Origin of the sequence: Ruminiclostridium papyrosolvens C7, assembly GCF_000421965.1 — a bacterium.
Classification (GTDB): domain Bacteria; phylum Bacillota; class Clostridia; order Acetivibrionales; family DSM-1351; genus Ruminiclostridium; species Ruminiclostridium papyrosolvens_A.
Map to the genome: position 1 here is coordinate 146,609 of NZ_ATAY01000006.1, position 15,926 is coordinate 162,534.

At 36.0% G+C, this 15,926-nt stretch carries 16 protein-coding genes; 2 read left to right on the plus strand and 14 right to left on the minus strand.

The window, feature by feature from the left end; genetic code table 11:
* Positions 1-19 precede the first annotated feature (19 nt).
* Positions 20-1,030: an ATP-binding protein gene (locus L323_RS22295; RefSeq protein ID WP_020813854.1), complete on the plus strand. Its 1,011-nt coding sequence runs from the start codon at positions 20-22 to the stop codon at positions 1,028-1,030.
* Positions 1,031-1,066: 36 nt separating this feature from the next.
* Here the strand turns inward: L323_RS22295 and L323_RS22300 are convergent, their stop codons facing one another.
* The 9 genes from L323_RS22300 to sleB all read right to left on the minus strand — a co-directional run bounded on the left by L323_RS22300 (position 1,067) and on the right by sleB (position 8,097).
* Positions 1,067-2,083: a type II CAAX endopeptidase family protein gene (locus tag L323_RS22300; RefSeq protein WP_020813855.1), complete on the minus strand. Its 1,017-nt coding sequence runs from the start codon at positions 2,081-2,083 to the stop codon at positions 1,067-1,069.
* A 169-nt stretch (positions 2,084-2,252) separates the two neighbouring features.
* On the minus strand, positions 2,253-3,266 hold the full coding sequence (locus L323_RS22305; protein ID WP_020813856.1) for an S-layer homology domain-containing protein: 1,014 nt from the start codon (positions 3,264-3,266) through the stop codon (positions 2,253-2,255).
* Positions 3,267-3,362: 96 nt separating this feature from the next.
* On the minus strand, positions 3,363-3,542 hold the full coding sequence (locus L323_RS22310) for a hypothetical protein (protein ID WP_020813857.1): 180 nt from the start codon (positions 3,540-3,542) through the stop codon (positions 3,363-3,365).
* Between the two features lie 20 nt (positions 3,543-3,562).
* Positions 3,563-4,231, minus strand: a complete 669-nt coding sequence (locus L323_RS22315; protein WP_020813858.1) for a class I SAM-dependent methyltransferase — start codon at positions 4,229-4,231, stop codon at positions 3,563-3,565.
* A 10-nt stretch (positions 4,232-4,241) separates the two neighbouring features.
* Complete coding sequence (gene def, locus L323_RS22320; RefSeq protein WP_020813859.1) at positions 4,242-4,697, minus strand: peptide deformylase; 456 nt, start codon at positions 4,695-4,697, stop codon at positions 4,242-4,244.
* Between the two features lie 67 nt (positions 4,698-4,764).
* Positions 4,765-5,295, minus strand: a complete 531-nt coding sequence (locus L323_RS22325) for a hypothetical protein (RefSeq protein ID WP_020813860.1) — start codon at positions 5,293-5,295, stop codon at positions 4,765-4,767.
* Positions 5,296-5,381: 86 nt separating this feature from the next.
* Positions 5,382-5,831, minus strand: a complete 450-nt coding sequence (locus tag L323_RS22330) for a MarR family winged helix-turn-helix transcriptional regulator (RefSeq protein ID WP_242835218.1) — start codon at positions 5,829-5,831, stop codon at positions 5,382-5,384.
* A gap of 166 nt (positions 5,832-5,997) precedes the next feature.
* On the minus strand, positions 5,998-7,389 hold the full coding sequence (gene ypeB / locus L323_RS22335) for a germination protein YpeB (protein ID WP_020813862.1): 1,392 nt from the start codon (positions 7,387-7,389) through the stop codon (positions 5,998-6,000).
* Positions 7,390-7,404: 15 nt separating this feature from the next.
* Positions 7,405-8,097, minus strand: a complete 693-nt coding sequence (gene sleB, locus L323_RS22340; RefSeq protein WP_020813863.1) for a spore cortex-lytic enzyme — start codon at positions 8,095-8,097, stop codon at positions 7,405-7,407.
* Between the two features lie 187 nt (positions 8,098-8,284).
* On the opposite strand from sleB, the gene L323_RS22345 reads away from it, so the two are divergent.
* Positions 8,285-9,397: an MGDG synthase family glycosyltransferase gene (locus L323_RS22345; protein WP_020813864.1), complete on the plus strand. Its 1,113-nt coding sequence runs from the start codon at positions 8,285-8,287 to the stop codon at positions 9,395-9,397.
* Between the two features lie 5 nt (positions 9,398-9,402).
* On the opposite strand, the gene L323_RS22350 is transcribed toward L323_RS22345, so the two are convergent.
* Genes L323_RS22350 through L323_RS22370 form a run of 5 tightly spaced genes read right to left on the minus strand, consistent with a single transcriptional unit; the run spans position 9,403 to position 15,907 of the window.
* Positions 9,403-10,329, minus strand: a complete 927-nt coding sequence (locus L323_RS22350) for a C40 family peptidase (protein ID WP_020813865.1) — start codon at positions 10,327-10,329, stop codon at positions 9,403-9,405.
* 50 nt (positions 10,330-10,379) lie between these two features.
* Positions 10,380-12,374, minus strand: a complete 1,995-nt coding sequence (locus tag L323_RS22355) for an ATP-binding protein (RefSeq protein ID WP_020813866.1) — start codon at positions 12,372-12,374, stop codon at positions 10,380-10,382.
* A 21-nt stretch (positions 12,375-12,395) separates the two neighbouring features.
* Positions 12,396-13,535, minus strand: coding sequence for a metallophosphoesterase family protein (locus L323_RS22360; RefSeq protein WP_020813867.1), 1,140 nt, complete (start codon positions 13,533-13,535; stop codon positions 12,396-12,398).
* A 28-nt stretch (positions 13,536-13,563) separates the two neighbouring features.
* The gene (gene acpS, locus L323_RS22365) at positions 13,564-13,968 is read right to left on the minus strand and encodes a holo-ACP synthase (protein WP_020813868.1); all 405 of its coding nucleotides are present in this window, start codon (positions 13,966-13,968) and stop codon (positions 13,564-13,566) included.
* A 13-nt stretch (positions 13,969-13,981) separates the two neighbouring features.
* Positions 13,982-15,907, minus strand: a complete 1,926-nt coding sequence (locus L323_RS22370) for a GAF domain-containing protein (RefSeq protein WP_020813869.1) — start codon at positions 15,905-15,907, stop codon at positions 13,982-13,984.
* Between the last annotated feature and the right edge of the window lie 19 nt (positions 15,908-15,926).

Genomic DNA, 15,926 nt, shown 5'->3' on the forward strand with positions numbered 1-15,926 from the left:
AGGATGAAAGAGGTAGTTTATGAATAGGGATATACATAATATTATTGCGAGAGAGTACGAGAGACGCCAAAAGCTTGCCGCAGATATTGTGGAACAAAGAAAACAGCAGCTATATACAAAAATCCCCCAGCTACGTGAAATTGAAAGCATGATTAATCATCTGGGAATAAAATACAATAGACTTATATTATCAGTAAGCGGAGACAAGTCAGTTATTTTAAATGAACTTACTGATAAAATAGCGGAGCTTACGTCAGCCAGAAATGAGTTGCTGGCTGAACATAATATAAGCTTTGACTGCCTAATGCCCCCATATCAGTGTGAAAAGTGCAAAGATACGGGCTATATAACTGACACCGCAGGCTCACAGCGATGTTCCTGTTACAGGCAGCAAATTATAAGCCATTTGTTTGCACAATCAAACGTAAATGTTAATGGCAAGGAATGTTTTGATAACTTTAATGAAATGATTTATCCTGATGAAATAAATGAGGCAAAGTATGGTATTGGGATTTCACCCAGAGAAAATATAAATAATATAAAGAAAAGTTGTATTGAGTTCATACAAAATATAGATGATCCAAACCAGAAAAACCTTTTTTTCAACGGACGAACCGGAGTGGGAAAAACTTTTCTATCTTTCTGTATTGCAAGAGAACTCATAAGTCAGGGTAGAACCGTGTTATATCTCACAGCTCCTGCTCTGTTTGATATTATCACAGAACATAAAATGAGGAACTACAAGGAAGATGAATATGCCGATGATAAATATCAGAGCATTTTTTCTGTGGAACTGCTGATAATAGATGATCTTGGTACCGAACCATTGAGTGATGCAAGATATGCAGAGTTATTAAATATACTGAACAGCCGACAATCTCAAAACACAGCTCGTACATGTAAAACTATTATTTCTACGAATATAGGCCCTAAAAAGCTTTATGAGCTATATACAGAGCGTATTGCTTCAAGGATTGTAGGCTTCTTTGACAGGTTGGTTTTAGCGGGTAAGGATATAAGGCTTCTTTGACAAAAAAATTGGGCTATGGCCCAATTTTTTTTTGATTTAACCCCATTTTAATTTCATTATCTGATACAAGAATGTAAATAAAATAATTACAAGTCCCGGCAGCATACTCAGAATTGCAGGTAGCCCGATTTTTTCATGCGTTAATTCATATTGGCTTGCTTCTTCCTTCATTGCCTTAACATCTTTCTTTGTACTTCTGTAAAATGCATACAGCAAAGCTACAAAGCCTGAAACTAAACCCATATAGATAATAGCGTAGAATAAGAATGCAATTGCTATGGAAGCTGTAGGTAAGTATGAAAAATCAAAACTTTGCGTTTGCTGTATACCCTCTCCATTTAAGTACCCAGTCATTTTTGATGCCATAAAAGCCAGAATTACAGCCGAAGCATTATTGGTAAAATGGGCGATCATTCCTGTAAAAATGCTTCCGGTTCTATATACAATAAAGCCTATTAATGCACCAAGGAGAATAGTACTTACAGCCTTTTGAATATCACGGTGCAGAAGTCCGAATAATACAGATGTTATTCCAAGAGAAACGGCTATACCATATTTACGGTAACCGTTCTGTATAAGACCACGGAACATAACTTCCTCGCAAACTGCTGCTGAAACCCCAATAACCAGTAGAGCTATAAAAAGGGTAGGTACATCGTTTACAATTACCTTTGGTACAGGCAGGTTTCTTCCAAACACTTCTCTTATTAATCCATAGGTTATTGCATTAAGAACTCCTACCACAGGCATTCCAAATAATGTTAGAAGAACTACAAGCAGATAATTCAAAGGTCTGGTTCCTCTTAAATTTAACGTACTTTTTATATCATATCTTCCTATAATCAAAAAAACCATTACCGGCAGTAGAATAAAAATCAATTCTCCCAACCCACTCTTTAGATAACTGTTTTTAAAATTAAGGATAGGCCCTCCAAAGGTGAGTAAAATGGTTACTATAGAAAAAAGAATTCCGGAGGCTACAGGCCCGGGCAGTCTTTTTTTATTTTCATCCGTTGTAATTGAAGAAAACTGTTCATCTAAGTTATTTTCCACTTGGTTCCTCCTGTTGGTTTATATATGTAATATTATACATTCACTATAATATTACTATTATCCTATTTGTATTTCAATTTTTTTCTGATATGTTTAATTTAGTATATGACAAAGGGAGACGTTTTACGTCTCCCTTAATAATTTACCAATTCATATTTCATGTATTACTCTATTTAAGTACAATCTCGTATCCTTGAGTATCTAAAGTAAATTCATTTGAATTGCCAATAACATAGGCTTTCATTGAAGCTATTTTATCCTTTATTGCTTTATATTGATCTCCGCTTAGAGTTTCAGTATAAACAACCGATTCACCTGCTTCTATCTTTGAGTACATTAATGCCATTGTAAAGAATTTGTCGGCAGACCATGTGTAAAGAACTTTTTTATTTGAATCCAGAAATTTAAAATCATATTTTTGTCCAGACGAATGGTTAAAGCTTACTGCCTTTTTTGAGTTGTTTTTGAGAGTTACTTTCATAACTATAGAATCATCTTTTATTTCAGCCTCAGGTGTTACTGTCACAACAGGATTCTGTTTTTCAATAAGGCTAACTAGCTTGCTTACTACTACAGCTGCCTCTCCCCTTGTTGTGTTGGCTTTAGGATGAAACATTCCCTTTGAGCCTGATATGAGTTTATAGTGGGCAGCTCTTCCAACGTCCCCTCCGAACTCCGGAGCTACCTCGCTGTCGTCACTGAAGAAAGGGGGCTTAATATTTATAAGAGCGTATTTATCACCCATTTGATACTTGTAAGCATTCATTACATAATGAATCATTTTCTCTCTGGAAATAGAAGAACCGGGATTGAATTTACCTCCCTTTTCTATAATGTTTGCAGTTACAAGATCAATCAAATCAGAAGAGTAAGATGCATTCTGATCTACATCATCAAAATAATCCTTTATCTGGGGCGCCGCAAAGTATTCTATCTGTATTCCTAAAGCATCATGCAGCAAGGATACAAATTCACCTTTAGTTATTGCTTTTGCGGGACTGAACTTCTCACCTGTAAATGGCATAACATTTTTCTCCATAAGCATTTGTACCGCTGAATTACACCAGTGTCCTGATATATCATTGAATTTAATCTCTTTATTGTCGGTTGACTGAGCAAATGTAAATGTACTTGATAAAGCAACAGCCCCCGTCAGTATTAATGCAGAAACAGTTCTTTTCATATAAAATCATCTCCTATACGTAGTTTTTAGTATTATTTGCCGGCTATATAGTATTAGACTTAACTATATGAAAAATGTTCCACAAAATTACTTTATTCATATTCCGTGTAAAATTCCCATTACAATACAACCTATAAGTACTGCAAAAGATATGCTTCCTAAAGCAGTGGCAGTAAACTCATCTTCACCATTTTTGATTTTTTTTAATAATACCGCAGTACTAATATATGTACTAAGAGCAGATATTACCGCTACATAAAAGATATAAGATGCCATTATTTAAAGTCTCCTTGATTCTATTTTTCCCAGACCATAAGGTATCTCCAGAACAGCTTCCTTCTTATCACCGCTTTAGGCAAATGCTCTTGGGTAAGTAGCCTTATCTCTTTTAAAGTCATATATGTATCATGTTTACCATGTCTTTTCCATACCTCTCTGCTATGCTCATCACCGGTTTTTATTTTTCTGTTATAAACTATGTTCATAAATATATTAGGTATAACTGCCAGTAGGTTAAAAAACATATCATTAAAGGTCTTTACCTTATAAAGGTCAAGTACTATAAGCTTACCTCCGGGTTTCAAGGTTCTCAGAGCAAACAAAAGCAACCATTCGTAAGGTAAATGATGTGCGGTAGCAGTAGTAACTATAGCATCCAGACTATTTTCTCCAAAATCCATATCAAGTATGTTTCTACTGATAAAATCTATATTTTTATAACCATAATGAGAAATAGCCTTTTCTACCATCTTGTCTGCCAAATCAACTGCAATAACGTGCTCGCTTTTTTTAGACAACAGATTTGAAAGCTCACCTTTTCCGCAGCCTATTTCAAGAATAAGCTCATTATCCTCACCGAGGTATTTCATAAGATTTTTGAAGTAGCAGTTATTATTATTCCATCTTTCTTCAACTATATCGGATATTTCATTAAAATCTTTTTTTACTATTTCATAGTTTTCCATATAAAAATTCCTAATCCTCAATGTATTCTGTTACTTTGTCTGTAAAAAGAATACCGTCAAGATGGTCTATCTCATGGCATAAGCATTTTGCCATATCCTTTTTACCAGTTATTACAACCTCTTCACCTTTTTCATTTAAGGCTCTAACTTTGACTTCAGCAGGCCTTATGACCTTTCCCCATTTGCCGGGGATACTCAGGCACCCCTCAATTACCTCCTGAGAACCTTTTTGCTCTAAAATTTCCGGATTCACAAGATTTATCAGGCCATCCCCCATATCAATAACAATAGCCCTCTTAAGAATACCTACCTGAGGTGCTGCCAGTCCTGCTCCATTCCCTGTATTGTACATGGTATCCGCCATATCTTTTAACAGCTCTCTTATCTTATCGTTGACTTCCTCAACCGGCCTGGACTTTTTACGTAAAACTTCATCATCTACAGTGCGAATATTTCTTAATGCCATAAAAATAATTCCCCCATAATCTCAATGTTAATTTCTGCTTAGAGTATGTCACAACCAGTATTTTATATCAAATATCCTTCCCTTTATCAACTTCCACAAGTACTTCCGAATCCAAACTAAGTCCCTTTTTGCCCCTCACCATAAGGTATATGCCCCAAATAATACACAGCACGTATACTATGGTAATCGGTATATTTAAAAACAATGTCTGGATATGCGAAGCCATAACTTTTTTCTTAAACTCCACAGGTGTATTATAAAATGCCTCGAGTATGTATGTTGTCTGTGATATTGCAAGAATGAAAAGACACCTGAAAAAATAAATTATATAAAGAAGTCCTATACCTAAGTTTTCACAACTCTTTAGTTGTTTCTGTTGTATGCTCTTGACATCCCCATCTGTTTCACTCTCTACTTTTTTGCCAAATCTAATAAATATTACTCCAACCATTACTAGTATAATACCCGGAACTGCCCTGGTCCACACAATAGTACTTAATTTTGCCCCACAGGATGCATTAATAAAATCAACTATTCCCACTGCAAGTATGAAATATCCTACTATGTTAAAGATGCACTGCTTAAATTTCCTATCCATTCTTCTCTCCCTAAATTGTATACTTTAACATAAATTATATATTTTACCATATGTATTAGCAATGAATTTGATATACATTTTTATTTCTATTTATTATCCCTCTCCCAATTTACCATGTTATTGTAAATGTTTGTCAGATAGTTTTTTGCCTCAAGTTTATCCCTTTCATTAAATCCTTGAAAGCATATACCCTCCATCTTTACGAATATATCATCTACAACCTTCTTCTTTTCATATCCCTTGTCAGTGAGCCACACTTCTAATGCACGTTTATCTCCCTTTACAGGCTTCCTGATAATAAGACCCGCCTTTTCCATGCTGTTTAAAACACTTGTTATTGATGCAGGTTCCATATTAAAGTCAACGGCAATCTCTCTTTGTATACACCCGTTATTTTGAAATAAATAGTTTAACATTCTTGGTTGGCCGGATGAAAGCTCTTCTTTCATAAATTCGTTTGCTGATCTCCTTCTGTGTATTGCCCCAACCTTTATAAGAAGCAAGTTCAACTCCTTTGGCTCCATTTTTGTAATCAATTCCTTTCGTCTTACAATATTAATTAAGAAATTAGACTTCTAATAATTTGAATTCTAATATAATTTTCTCTTATTATCAACCATTTAAGCCGCTATATGCAAAAAAGACTTGAAGAGGCACTTTCGTACCTATCAAATCTTTTCTAGCAATATATTTCTATCTGATTTACATAGTAAGAGTACCTTCTGGTGTTGATACAAGCATTAGTACATCCTCTTCTGCTCCGGTCAAGGCGTTGATATATATAATAAAAGTACGTCCATCCACCTTGCCCATAAACTCATAACAATATTTTTCAGTCTTAAAATTAGTCGGTATAATCGCTTCTCCCTGCCTGTCTATTTTAATCCTGTTATTAACCTTAGAACGAGCTTGCTCTAACGTAAGAGTTGTTTTAGGAATACTTCTTGTTTTATGGTTGTATAGATAACCCTTTGCCTCAATACCTATTATTTCTCCATTATCCAGTGCAATTTTGACTTTGATAAGATCAGGGTAAACGATTACCCCGCCCTGTTTGTATGCATAACTTATAACCGCAGTACCGTCAACCTTCTGATAATAGGTATCCACCATATTCTTATATCCCTTTGTGGACAAGAAATCTTTAGCCAATTTCTTTGCTTTTTCCATATTTACAGTATCCTTGCCGATACCCCTGTTCCTCAACATAAGGTAAACCTGTCCACCTTGCTGAGTCACTTCAACCTCTGCGGACTCATCATCCTTTTCATTCTTGTACATAACTTTAAACCTGTATGTTTTAATATTTCCAAGATCATTATTTTCAAGTTGCTTTACACTGCTGACTCTGTCTTTGCCTATAAAGTTTTCAGCAATATTTTTAGCCTCTGATACCGTAACTTTTTTGTTCCCTAATCCCTGAGGCTTTGATTTAAGCATATGGTCTGAGAAGGGACCATCGTATATAAGAGTCGGATACTCCTGAAAGGTTTTATCAATGTTTTCAAACTGACTTGTCTGAGGATCTTTTGCCTTAGAAGCCACCATAAAATTACCTTTGTTAGTATAATTACCCCAAGACATCTTCCCCTGAATAACCTGAGCCTCGATTGCCTGCAGGTTCTTTTGGAGAGACACTGCATACCCGTGAAGTTTCTTCAGAGCATCATACTCTTTATCATTCAAGGGAGTACCATTCATTGTTTTGTTATTAAGGGAATATGCCATATCACCCGCTTGTGTTAAAAAGTTAGATGTCTTTTCAAGTATTGGAGGTGCTACCGGAAGCTGCCCCATATTCGTTTGCGCAAGATTTGACTGCCTCCACACTTCCTCCAGCATTTTTGATGTACTTACGGGTGTTGAAGTAACAAGGGATTTTGCCATCAGAGCCTCAACATTATCAACATAATCGGATAAATCAACAAAAGCCCTGTTATACTGGTTTGTCATTAAAACCTGTAATCTATTTAACTGCCTGTTCTGATAGTATCCCCACACTGATACCCCAATTAGAGCCAGTATTGCTATAACTGCAAGGGGTACTGCCCACGATCTTCTTCTGTCATTTAAATGAAAGCCATTATCAGCCATATTATCACCTCCGTATTATATGCCGAACCAATGCTTACCGACCTTGTATTTTACTTTTCTGGACCAAATCCATTTGCTGGTAGCCGTGGCAGGATTCCAATAGTATAGGCACCCGTCAGTAGGATCCCAACCTGCTAAAGCATCCCTTGCTGCCTTTACAACGGTTGATTTGGGGTTGATAGGGACATTAATCTGCCCGTCTGATACTGCTGTAAATGCACCGGGTTGGTATATTACACCTGCTACTGTTTTTGGAAATTTTGAGTTATTAACTCTGTTTAAAATTACAGCTCCGACTGCTACCTGTCCTTCAAATGGCTCACCTCTGGCTTCACCGTTTATTGCTCTGGCAAGTAGCTGTTCATTTGATATGTTCGATGTTGCAGCATTTGCTACACCTGACTCAATAAGCTCTGCAAGACCCATTGTAAGGAGAGTGGTTCTGTCTGCTATTCCATTGGCTTTCAGGCCGTACTGCCTCTGGTAGTTGAGAACCGATCTCAATGTATCATACCCGAATCTTCCGTCAACTTTTCCGTCAAAGTAGCCCCAGTTCTTTAACTCCTGTTGCATATCCTTAACTTTTTCACCATTATCCCCAATTTTCAGGGAGGGTGCAGAGCTTGTTAAATACATTTTCCCTTCATCAACAATTGTAAGACTGAATACTATTAGTAAAAATAAAGCAATTATTTTATATTTTCTCAAACTTGTACCTCCTTCCGATTATCTCGCAAATATCATGCAAAGTTATTTTTGGTTAATTTCTCAAAAATATTCGTTGTCTGCTCAAATATGTTATTTCTTTATAAAAAACATGTATTAATAATCTGCAACCTGTCAAAAATGTAATTGATTCTGATAAATGAAACAGACAAATGAACTGGAGTGTTTTATGAGGGTATTAATACTGTACGTCTCCGTGGGAACTGGTCACATGAAGGCCGCCGAGGCACTGAAGGAGTCAATTGAAAGACAGTCTCCCGATTGGAAAGTTGATGTTCTTGATGCATTGAAATATATTAATCCTGTAGTAGATAAAATTGTTGTAAGCAGTTACTTAGGAGCTCTTAAACGAAGCCCCAAGCTATACAGCATGATTTATACTGCCTCTGGGACAGGCACAGGTATATATGATATGAGTAAAGCTCTAAACAAGCTTCTTTCATATAAGCTAAAATCCCTTATAAATGAGTATAAGCCGTCGGCCATAGTATGTACTCATCCTTTTCCCATGCAAATGCTGTCATCTTTAAAAAGGAAAAACAAACTGAATATACCTACAGTGGCAATACTCACAGACTATGTGGTCCATTCATTATGGCTGGATAGCGGCATGGATGCATTTATTGTGGCTAATGATAATATGAAATCTGAGATGATAAGCAGAGGAATACCGGATAATATCATTTTCCCTTATGGTATTCCTGTTTCTCCTAAATTTTTGACTCCTACGGATAAGAAGGGTCTACTTGTAAAATACGGATTGGAAGATAAATTTACCGTTCTGGTGATGGGCGGTGGAATGGGCTTCGGAAATATTGAAAAAACCATGGCCTCATTGTTAAACTGTGATGTTGATATTCAAATAATAGCGGTTACAGGTACCAATCAGAAGCTTAAATTTCAGCTTGAAGAATACGCTTCACAAAGCTGTAAAAAGGTACTGGTTTTTAGTTATACAGACAGAGTTAATGAGCTTATGGATATTTCTGATCTCTTGATAACAAAGCCGGGTGGAATGACTGTGTCGGAAGCGCTGGTTAAAGGTTTACCTATTTTTATAATATCGCCTATACCGGGACAGGAAGAGGGTAATGCAAGCTTTTTAATCAGAAGCGGGGTAGCCAATAAAATAGAAAGCTTTAATAACCTTGTAAATATTTTGTCTCAGGTAACTAATGACCCTTCTGCATTGAAAATAATGAGGGAGAACTCAAAAGAACTGGGAAAACCACATTCAGCCCATGACATAGCTGCTTTACTGGGCAAACTTGTAACGGGCTGAATTTATTAAAAAATCCTTCTGATACCAACTATTCGGTTTTTGTAATAACTGTCCTCCAAGGATTCGGTTACAACGCCTCTGGAGGGGCTTGAATGTATAAATTCGTTGTTTCCTGTATAAACACCTACATCAGAGACATCCTTTTTTACATTGTCTGTACTAAACATCAGAAGGTCTCCGGGTTTTATTTCATGTAATGTAACACTTGTTCCCGTCTTTGCTATCTCCTTGACATTACGGGGTATATCCACTCCGTTAATTCTGCTGCTGACATAGCATAGGCCTGGCGAGTCAATACCCCATCTACTGACACCGCCAATAATGTATATGGTCCCTTCGAATTTTCTGACAGTTTGAATAAACCCTTCAGACGAGGTTTTCGGTATACTGTTCTGTGTAGAAGGTACTGCTATTACTCCGCCATCCTCAACCCAACCTCTTTTATTATCCGGCAGAAGAATATCATAGCCCGTTTTTGTTTTGCTTATGGAATAAAGTTCAGTTCCCAAAACTACCTGCTTATATTTTATGTCATTTTCTGTTCCTGTGTAAACGTAAACTGTTTTGGCTGTTACAACTATTTTATTATTAATGCGACCGTCCGTAACACAACTGGTATCCCTGGTAACGTACTTACTCTTGACCCACCCTGTCGTTCCGTCCAGCATCATAATCTTGGTCCATGACCCTTCCTGAGAAACGACCTTTACTATCTGGTTAAAAAGAGCCTGTGTCAGTCTTTTACTCAAAATGTCATTCTGGGTGAATACATCAACAACGGCATCATTAATAACAGCAGCATTATCCCAAGTTATGCCGCTTAGATACTGTTCATTTTTGGTAACGGGAATTTCCCTGTTTCCACATCCGGATAATATTAATATAAATGTTGCTGTAATAGCAAATAAATAGATAAGTAAATGTTTCCTCATAACTGCCTCTTAATCAATTCTTATAGAAATACTATATTTTTTTATGGGCTCTATGTCAATGAGCAGATTTTACAAGGGAATTCACTGCTGATAAGTTCTACTTCTCTTTTTTTACAGGTAAATATAAATACCTGTTGTTTTTTGCTTATATTCCCTATATATTTAAGTGCGTTAAATGTTCTTTCATCATCATACTGTGCAAACGGCTCATCCATTATAAAGGGCATGCATTCATGATTTTTAAGTACTGTCTCTGAAATAGCAACCCTCAGTGCAAGATATATCTGATCAATAGTCCCATCACTGAGCATTGAAACCGGAACCAACGTCTCTGTCTCAGGGTTGTCCACCATAATTTTGAGATTGTCTCCTGTTCTTACATCGTTATATTTTTGGGATGTAAGGCCGGAAAAACTGCTATTTAATACTTTATTCATTACAGGTACATATTTTTTTCTAACCTGCTCAGCTGCAGCCTCCAATGTATTTATTGCAATATTCAAAGCCTCTCCCTTAGAGTCCAGACTTTTCTTCTGGCGGCTCAACCGGCTGATTTCATTATCAATGTCAGATATGCTGTCTATGCTGGTATTTTTAACAGTTTGCGCAATCGTATTATATTCAGTTTCCCACCTTTGGAGGTCAGATAAAACATTTTTATTAATACCAAAGGACTTTACCAATAGATTTTCATAAGACTCCTTTGAAATGTCCTCGAAAAGTTCTTTCTCTTGCTGTTTAAGATTGTCCTGTATTTTTTCCTTATCCTTTATAATTTCGATGTATAACCTTGATATCTCACTTTCAACATTTTCAGGCGACTCTGCTCCATTGTTGACCTTAAGACCTTCAATTCTCTCTGTAAGCTTTTGGTACTGAGTCTTATTTTGAGCTATTCTTTCATCAAATTGTGAAAGCTGACTATTTAATTCATCTGTTCTATCCTTTTGCAGCGCTTTCGCTTCCCTATTTATATTCCTTGTCCTAAGAACAAAAAGGATAAAGGCTGATAAAAAGGGTATCAAAGTAAATAAAGGACTTAAAATGTTAAAAACTAATGCTGCTATACCTACTGCCAACGTAGCGGTAACACATATCATCAATAATACATCTGTTCCTCTTAGCTTTTTACTTCCGGCCATCTGCTTATTATTCAAATGAAGTATTGCTGACTTTTTATCCTCCTCAAGCTTAGTAATGTTTTCTTGGGCCTGACGGACAGCTTCTTCAAGAAAGTGTATTTCTTCCTTTTTTTCATATAAGACTTTTAGTTTTTCTTTAAGTCTGCAATAATCAATTATCTGACTTAGGAGTCTGTACTTAAACTTTAATTTATTAATTTTCAAAGATATATCCTGCTGTTTTCCCCTTAATTCCTCAAGCCTTTTCTCTTCATTCAGCAGGTTAACCTTTTTCTCCTGTAATTCAGCCAAACGTTGGTTTATAATATCCAGAGGCCTTGTATAACTTCTATCTGTTCCAACTTGACGCCTCAATGCCTCTTTAAGAGCATTTTGTGCCTTTATGTACGATATATCCTCAAATCCGCTCTGCTGGATATTTGAGATTCTGTCTACAAGGTCTTTTGACGTTGAAGTATCAATCCTTGTTCCCATTTGCTTAATAAACACAGTTCTTTCAAAAAGGTTCTCATTAAGTCCTACCAGCTTTTCACCAATGCTATTTATATCTCTTATATCAATAAAATTATCTGAGATGTCATTAAAAGAAGAATCATACAAATTTATTTTGTTAGCAAGAAAGTCTCTGTCAATGCGGTAAATTTCACCATTTTCCAGTTTAATATTCATGTACCCGCCGTACTGGCTGTTGTTCCATGGTATATACCTCTTGCTGTCTGGCAATATTCCGTTTTTCCCGGCTCTCCCGCCCTTTACTCCATACAGCATAGCTTTGATATATGCCATAAGAGTTGATTTACCGCTCTCATTATGCCCATAAATAACATTCAAACCATCTGAAAAGTCACAACTAAAATCCTGAAGCTTGCCAAATCCCCTTACATGGAGTCTATCGATTCTCATATCCGGTTAAATATCCCCCTGTCAGTCCACCCTGTTGTATTCCATAGCCTGCAACCCCAACTGTATAGCCATGTGCAAAATCTCTTTCCTATCTTGTGAATCTTCATTTTCCTGCATATCCATAAGCATCCTGACAAACTCACCCTTTATGCCGGGGTCTTCAAGATACTGTTCATAATCGAATTGAATAGAAGTTTCAATCTTTATCCTTACATAGAAACATTTATTTTTTACAAACTCCATTAGACACTTTATATCAGGTGTAAAATTTTTTGGAATAAATCCCTTTAGAGTAAGACTATATAAATCCTTATTAGAAAACTGTATGTCATCCTCCATTGATAATTTTTGAATAATCTCTTCATTGCTCTTACATCCGGTAACATCCAGTTCTATATTGTAGTAATTCCTACCGGAACACGGTACAAAAGTTACTTCAACAAATTTGTTATTATCATCGGTAAACATAATCTTTCCCTGAACAAAGCCATGTATTCCCTCTTCGTCAAACCCGACCGGTTCCGGACTTCCCGGATTTATCATAATACTTGTCCTGTTCTGATACCTTATATAATTGTGCATGTGTCCAAGCGCAACATAATCCATACCCAAACTAAAAATATCCTTAGATTCTATGGCATTATAGTTGCTTTCCTCAAAGGGCATATCAACTGTACCATGAAAAACCAATATATTAAATGTGTTTGCTGATATACTTTTTTCCTTAATCCTTGAATAATCCTCTGCTACCCGGCCAAATGCCCCCATGTTATAAATACAGGTATTGTACTTTTTCAAGAACAATACCTGCTTTGAATCCGTAAGAATATGTACATTTTCACTCCAGCTTAGTGTGTTGTAATAAGAGTTTTCTTTCAATGGGTCATGATTCCCCGGGATAATTACAACCTCTGTCCCGTAAAGCTCTGAAAAAAGATTTCTTGCCCCGATTATTGTAGAACCACGTACACAGCTTTCCTCAAAAAAATCACCACTGATTATTAGTAAATCTATATTTTGAACTCTAGCCCTATCAATTATGTTTTCAAGGCAGCTTTCCAATTCCCGTCTCCTGATATCCGCTTTTTCCTTATCTCCCAGTGATGAAAAAGGCGTATCAAGATGTATATCCGCAGTATGTATAAACGACACCTGTTGCACACCAAACCTCCATACGTCATTATTTACGTTAAATGTCTTTGTTCCCGTTGCTAATAAGCGAAATTGTAACATACGCTACAGCATATTCCCTGCAATGTGACAGACTTATTGATATCCCTACAGCCCCTAGTGAATCATAAAAAGCTTTTGCCTTGCCAGTGAGCCTTACGTTAGGTTTTCCAAGAGAATCTTTAATAATTTCAATTTCATTAAACGCTGCATTTTTACCAATACCCGTTCCAAAAGCTTTAGAAACAGCCTCTTTTGCTGCAAATCTGGCAGCATAGCTCTGAAATTTTGCAGCATTTTTACTTTCACAGTATTCGATTTCATCACGGGTAAATACTTTTTCCGAAAACTTTACGCCTCCGTTCTCAATTGCTTTTTTTACCCTGTCAACCTCTATAATATCCGTCCCTAAAAGCAATTCCACAACCGGCACCACCTTATCTGAAAAGGTCAAAGAAGCTTGCAAAATTCTTAAAATCCTTTCCCAGAACCATTTTTCTTATCTTTAAATCAGAAATTCCCGTACATTTTCTTATCCGGTCTTCAATATTTTCGTCTTCATTCTCAATAATAAACACATTATTATATGAAAAAGGATATACCTTTTTGAAGTTCTCCTTTATGCTGTCAATAATACTTGTACCCTTGAAAATAAAATCTCTTTTATCCTCAACCTGTATAACAGACAAGTTTATATTATAATCCATGGCAGCCTTTACTTCGTCCTTTAACTCATTCTTGAAAAGCTCTACAAAATTTGGAAGCATAAACCTCTGCTGCATCTGAATAACCGATAGATTCTTTAATACCGGTGCTATATGCCCTGCTATTGTTTCAAGAGTTATCAGATTTTCATCATTATCAAGCTGCAAACCATCATACTTAAAAATTACAATGGCCCCTGACAGCTCAACTTCCAGTATGTCAACATATATAGGTACGATTAGTATTCCCTGAGCCTCTCCGACCTTTTCAGCTGCCTCAGATCCTATATATTCGGCTACTTTATCCTGCCCGATTTCATAAACACAATCACCCTCAAAAACACGCCTCCACTTATCATTTGGGATTATGCTTTTGTCTAAATTACCATCTAAACCAATTGATTCGGAGACACTAAACTCATTTGATTCTTTATCGTACAGACAAAGCAGTCCCTTTTGCATATTAAAAGAAATTTCAAGTGTCTTTGCTGCAACCTCCATGAGGGTATCTATTCTTAACGAACTGCTAATATTCTTTGTTAATTTATTCAAAGAAACTAGCTTATCCAGCTTTCTTTGGATAATTTGCTTCTGCTCATTTACCTGTTTAAATAAGTTAGCATTGCTTAGTGCAATATACATTGATGATGCAAGGCTTTCTATAAGTTCAAATATACCGCTGCTATATTCGTCCCCTGTAACAGTATCACTTAATGTTACAAACCCAAGAATCTCGCTTTCTTTTATAATTATAACAATATACTTGGCTTCAAGCTTTTTTACCTGCTCTTCTGAATCTTCAAACAGATTGAAAAAATACTTGCTGTCATCGGGGTTCTCTAAATCTATAATAACCTTATTGGAGTCAATTTTATAATTTTTATTAAGGCAAAAACTCACAAATGCATCCTTAATCTTGTAAAATACGTCCTTAAAGCCCTTTAATGTATATCTCCCATTTCTTTCATCATATAAAACAAAGCCCGTCACAGTACTCCTTGTTAATTCTGAGAATAATTCAACAGATAAGTCATACAGTACATTAATTCGTAATTCGCTTAACAGTACCTTAGATGATTGGTTTATTGCAAAAAGGTTGAATATCTTTTCGTCAAGCTCCTTATTTACTTTAGCCAAATCCTCATACCTGCTGTAGTTTTCAAGAGCGGTATTTATAAGGCGCATCAGCGATTCTGATATTATATAGTCATCATCAGCAAAATCTTTACCGTTAATCATTATAAATCCATACAGCTTTCCTTCTATAATTAACGGAACTATGGCATTTATGCCCATGTCAGAGACCATTTCCAAGTCAAAAAACTTGACTATTTTATCTTTTTCGTAAAGTACATTTCCATAAAAAGTAGCAAGAGTTTCAAGTTTACTTGTGTTTTCTATTTCTCTTATATAGTCCTTAAAGCCCTTAACCTTCTTTGCAATGTATCTGTTATCTTCAAGAACATATACTATAGAGTTGTTTACAAGTAATAATTCGTTTATAAAATCAAAAGCAGCCTCTATTATCTGATCAAACACAAGTTTTTGTGAAAAGTATTCTATTGCTTGCATTAGCCCGGTATATCTATATAGTTTTGCTGATAATATTTCATCTTTCTTCTCATCTTCAAGCCTTTGTAGTATTGACTGGTATTTCATATACCTTACCCTCCCCAAC

Coding starts and splice junctions, on each gene's coding strand:
- L323_RS22370 (WP_020813869.1), bottom strand. CDS start 15,907: ATGAAATACCAGTCAATACTACAAAGGCTTGAAGATGAGAAGAAAGAT.
- L323_RS22305 (WP_020813856.1), bottom strand. CDS start 3,266: ATGAAAAGAACTGTTTCTGCATTAATACTGACGGGGGCTGTTGCTTTA.
- L323_RS22310 (WP_020813857.1), bottom strand. CDS start 3,542: ATGGCATCTTATATCTTTTATGTAGCGGTAATATCTGCTCTTAGTACA.
- ypeB (WP_020813862.1), bottom strand. CDS start 7,389: ATGGCTGATAATGGCTTTCATTTAAATGACAGAAGAAGATCGTGGGCA.
- L323_RS22355 (WP_020813866.1), bottom strand. CDS start 12,374: ATGAGAATCGATAGACTCCATGTAAGGGGATTTGGCAAGCTTCAGGAT.
- L323_RS22350 (WP_020813865.1), bottom strand. CDS start 10,329: ATGAGGAAACATTTACTTATCTATTTATTTGCTATTACAGCAACATTT.
- def (WP_020813859.1), bottom strand. CDS start 4,697: ATGGCATTAAGAAATATTCGCACTGTAGATGATGAAGTTTTACGTAAA.
- L323_RS22315 (WP_020813858.1), bottom strand. CDS start 4,231: ATGGAAAACTATGAAATAGTAAAAAAAGATTTTAATGAAATATCCGAT.
- L323_RS22345 (WP_020813864.1), top strand. CDS start 8,285: ATGAGGGTATTAATACTGTACGTCTCCGTGGGAACTGGTCACATGAAG.
- L323_RS22325 (WP_020813860.1), bottom strand. CDS start 5,295: ATGGATAGGAAATTTAAGCAGTGCATCTTTAACATAGTAGGATATTTC.
- L323_RS22295 (WP_020813854.1), top strand. CDS start 20: ATGAATAGGGATATACATAATATTATTGCGAGAGAGTACGAGAGACGC.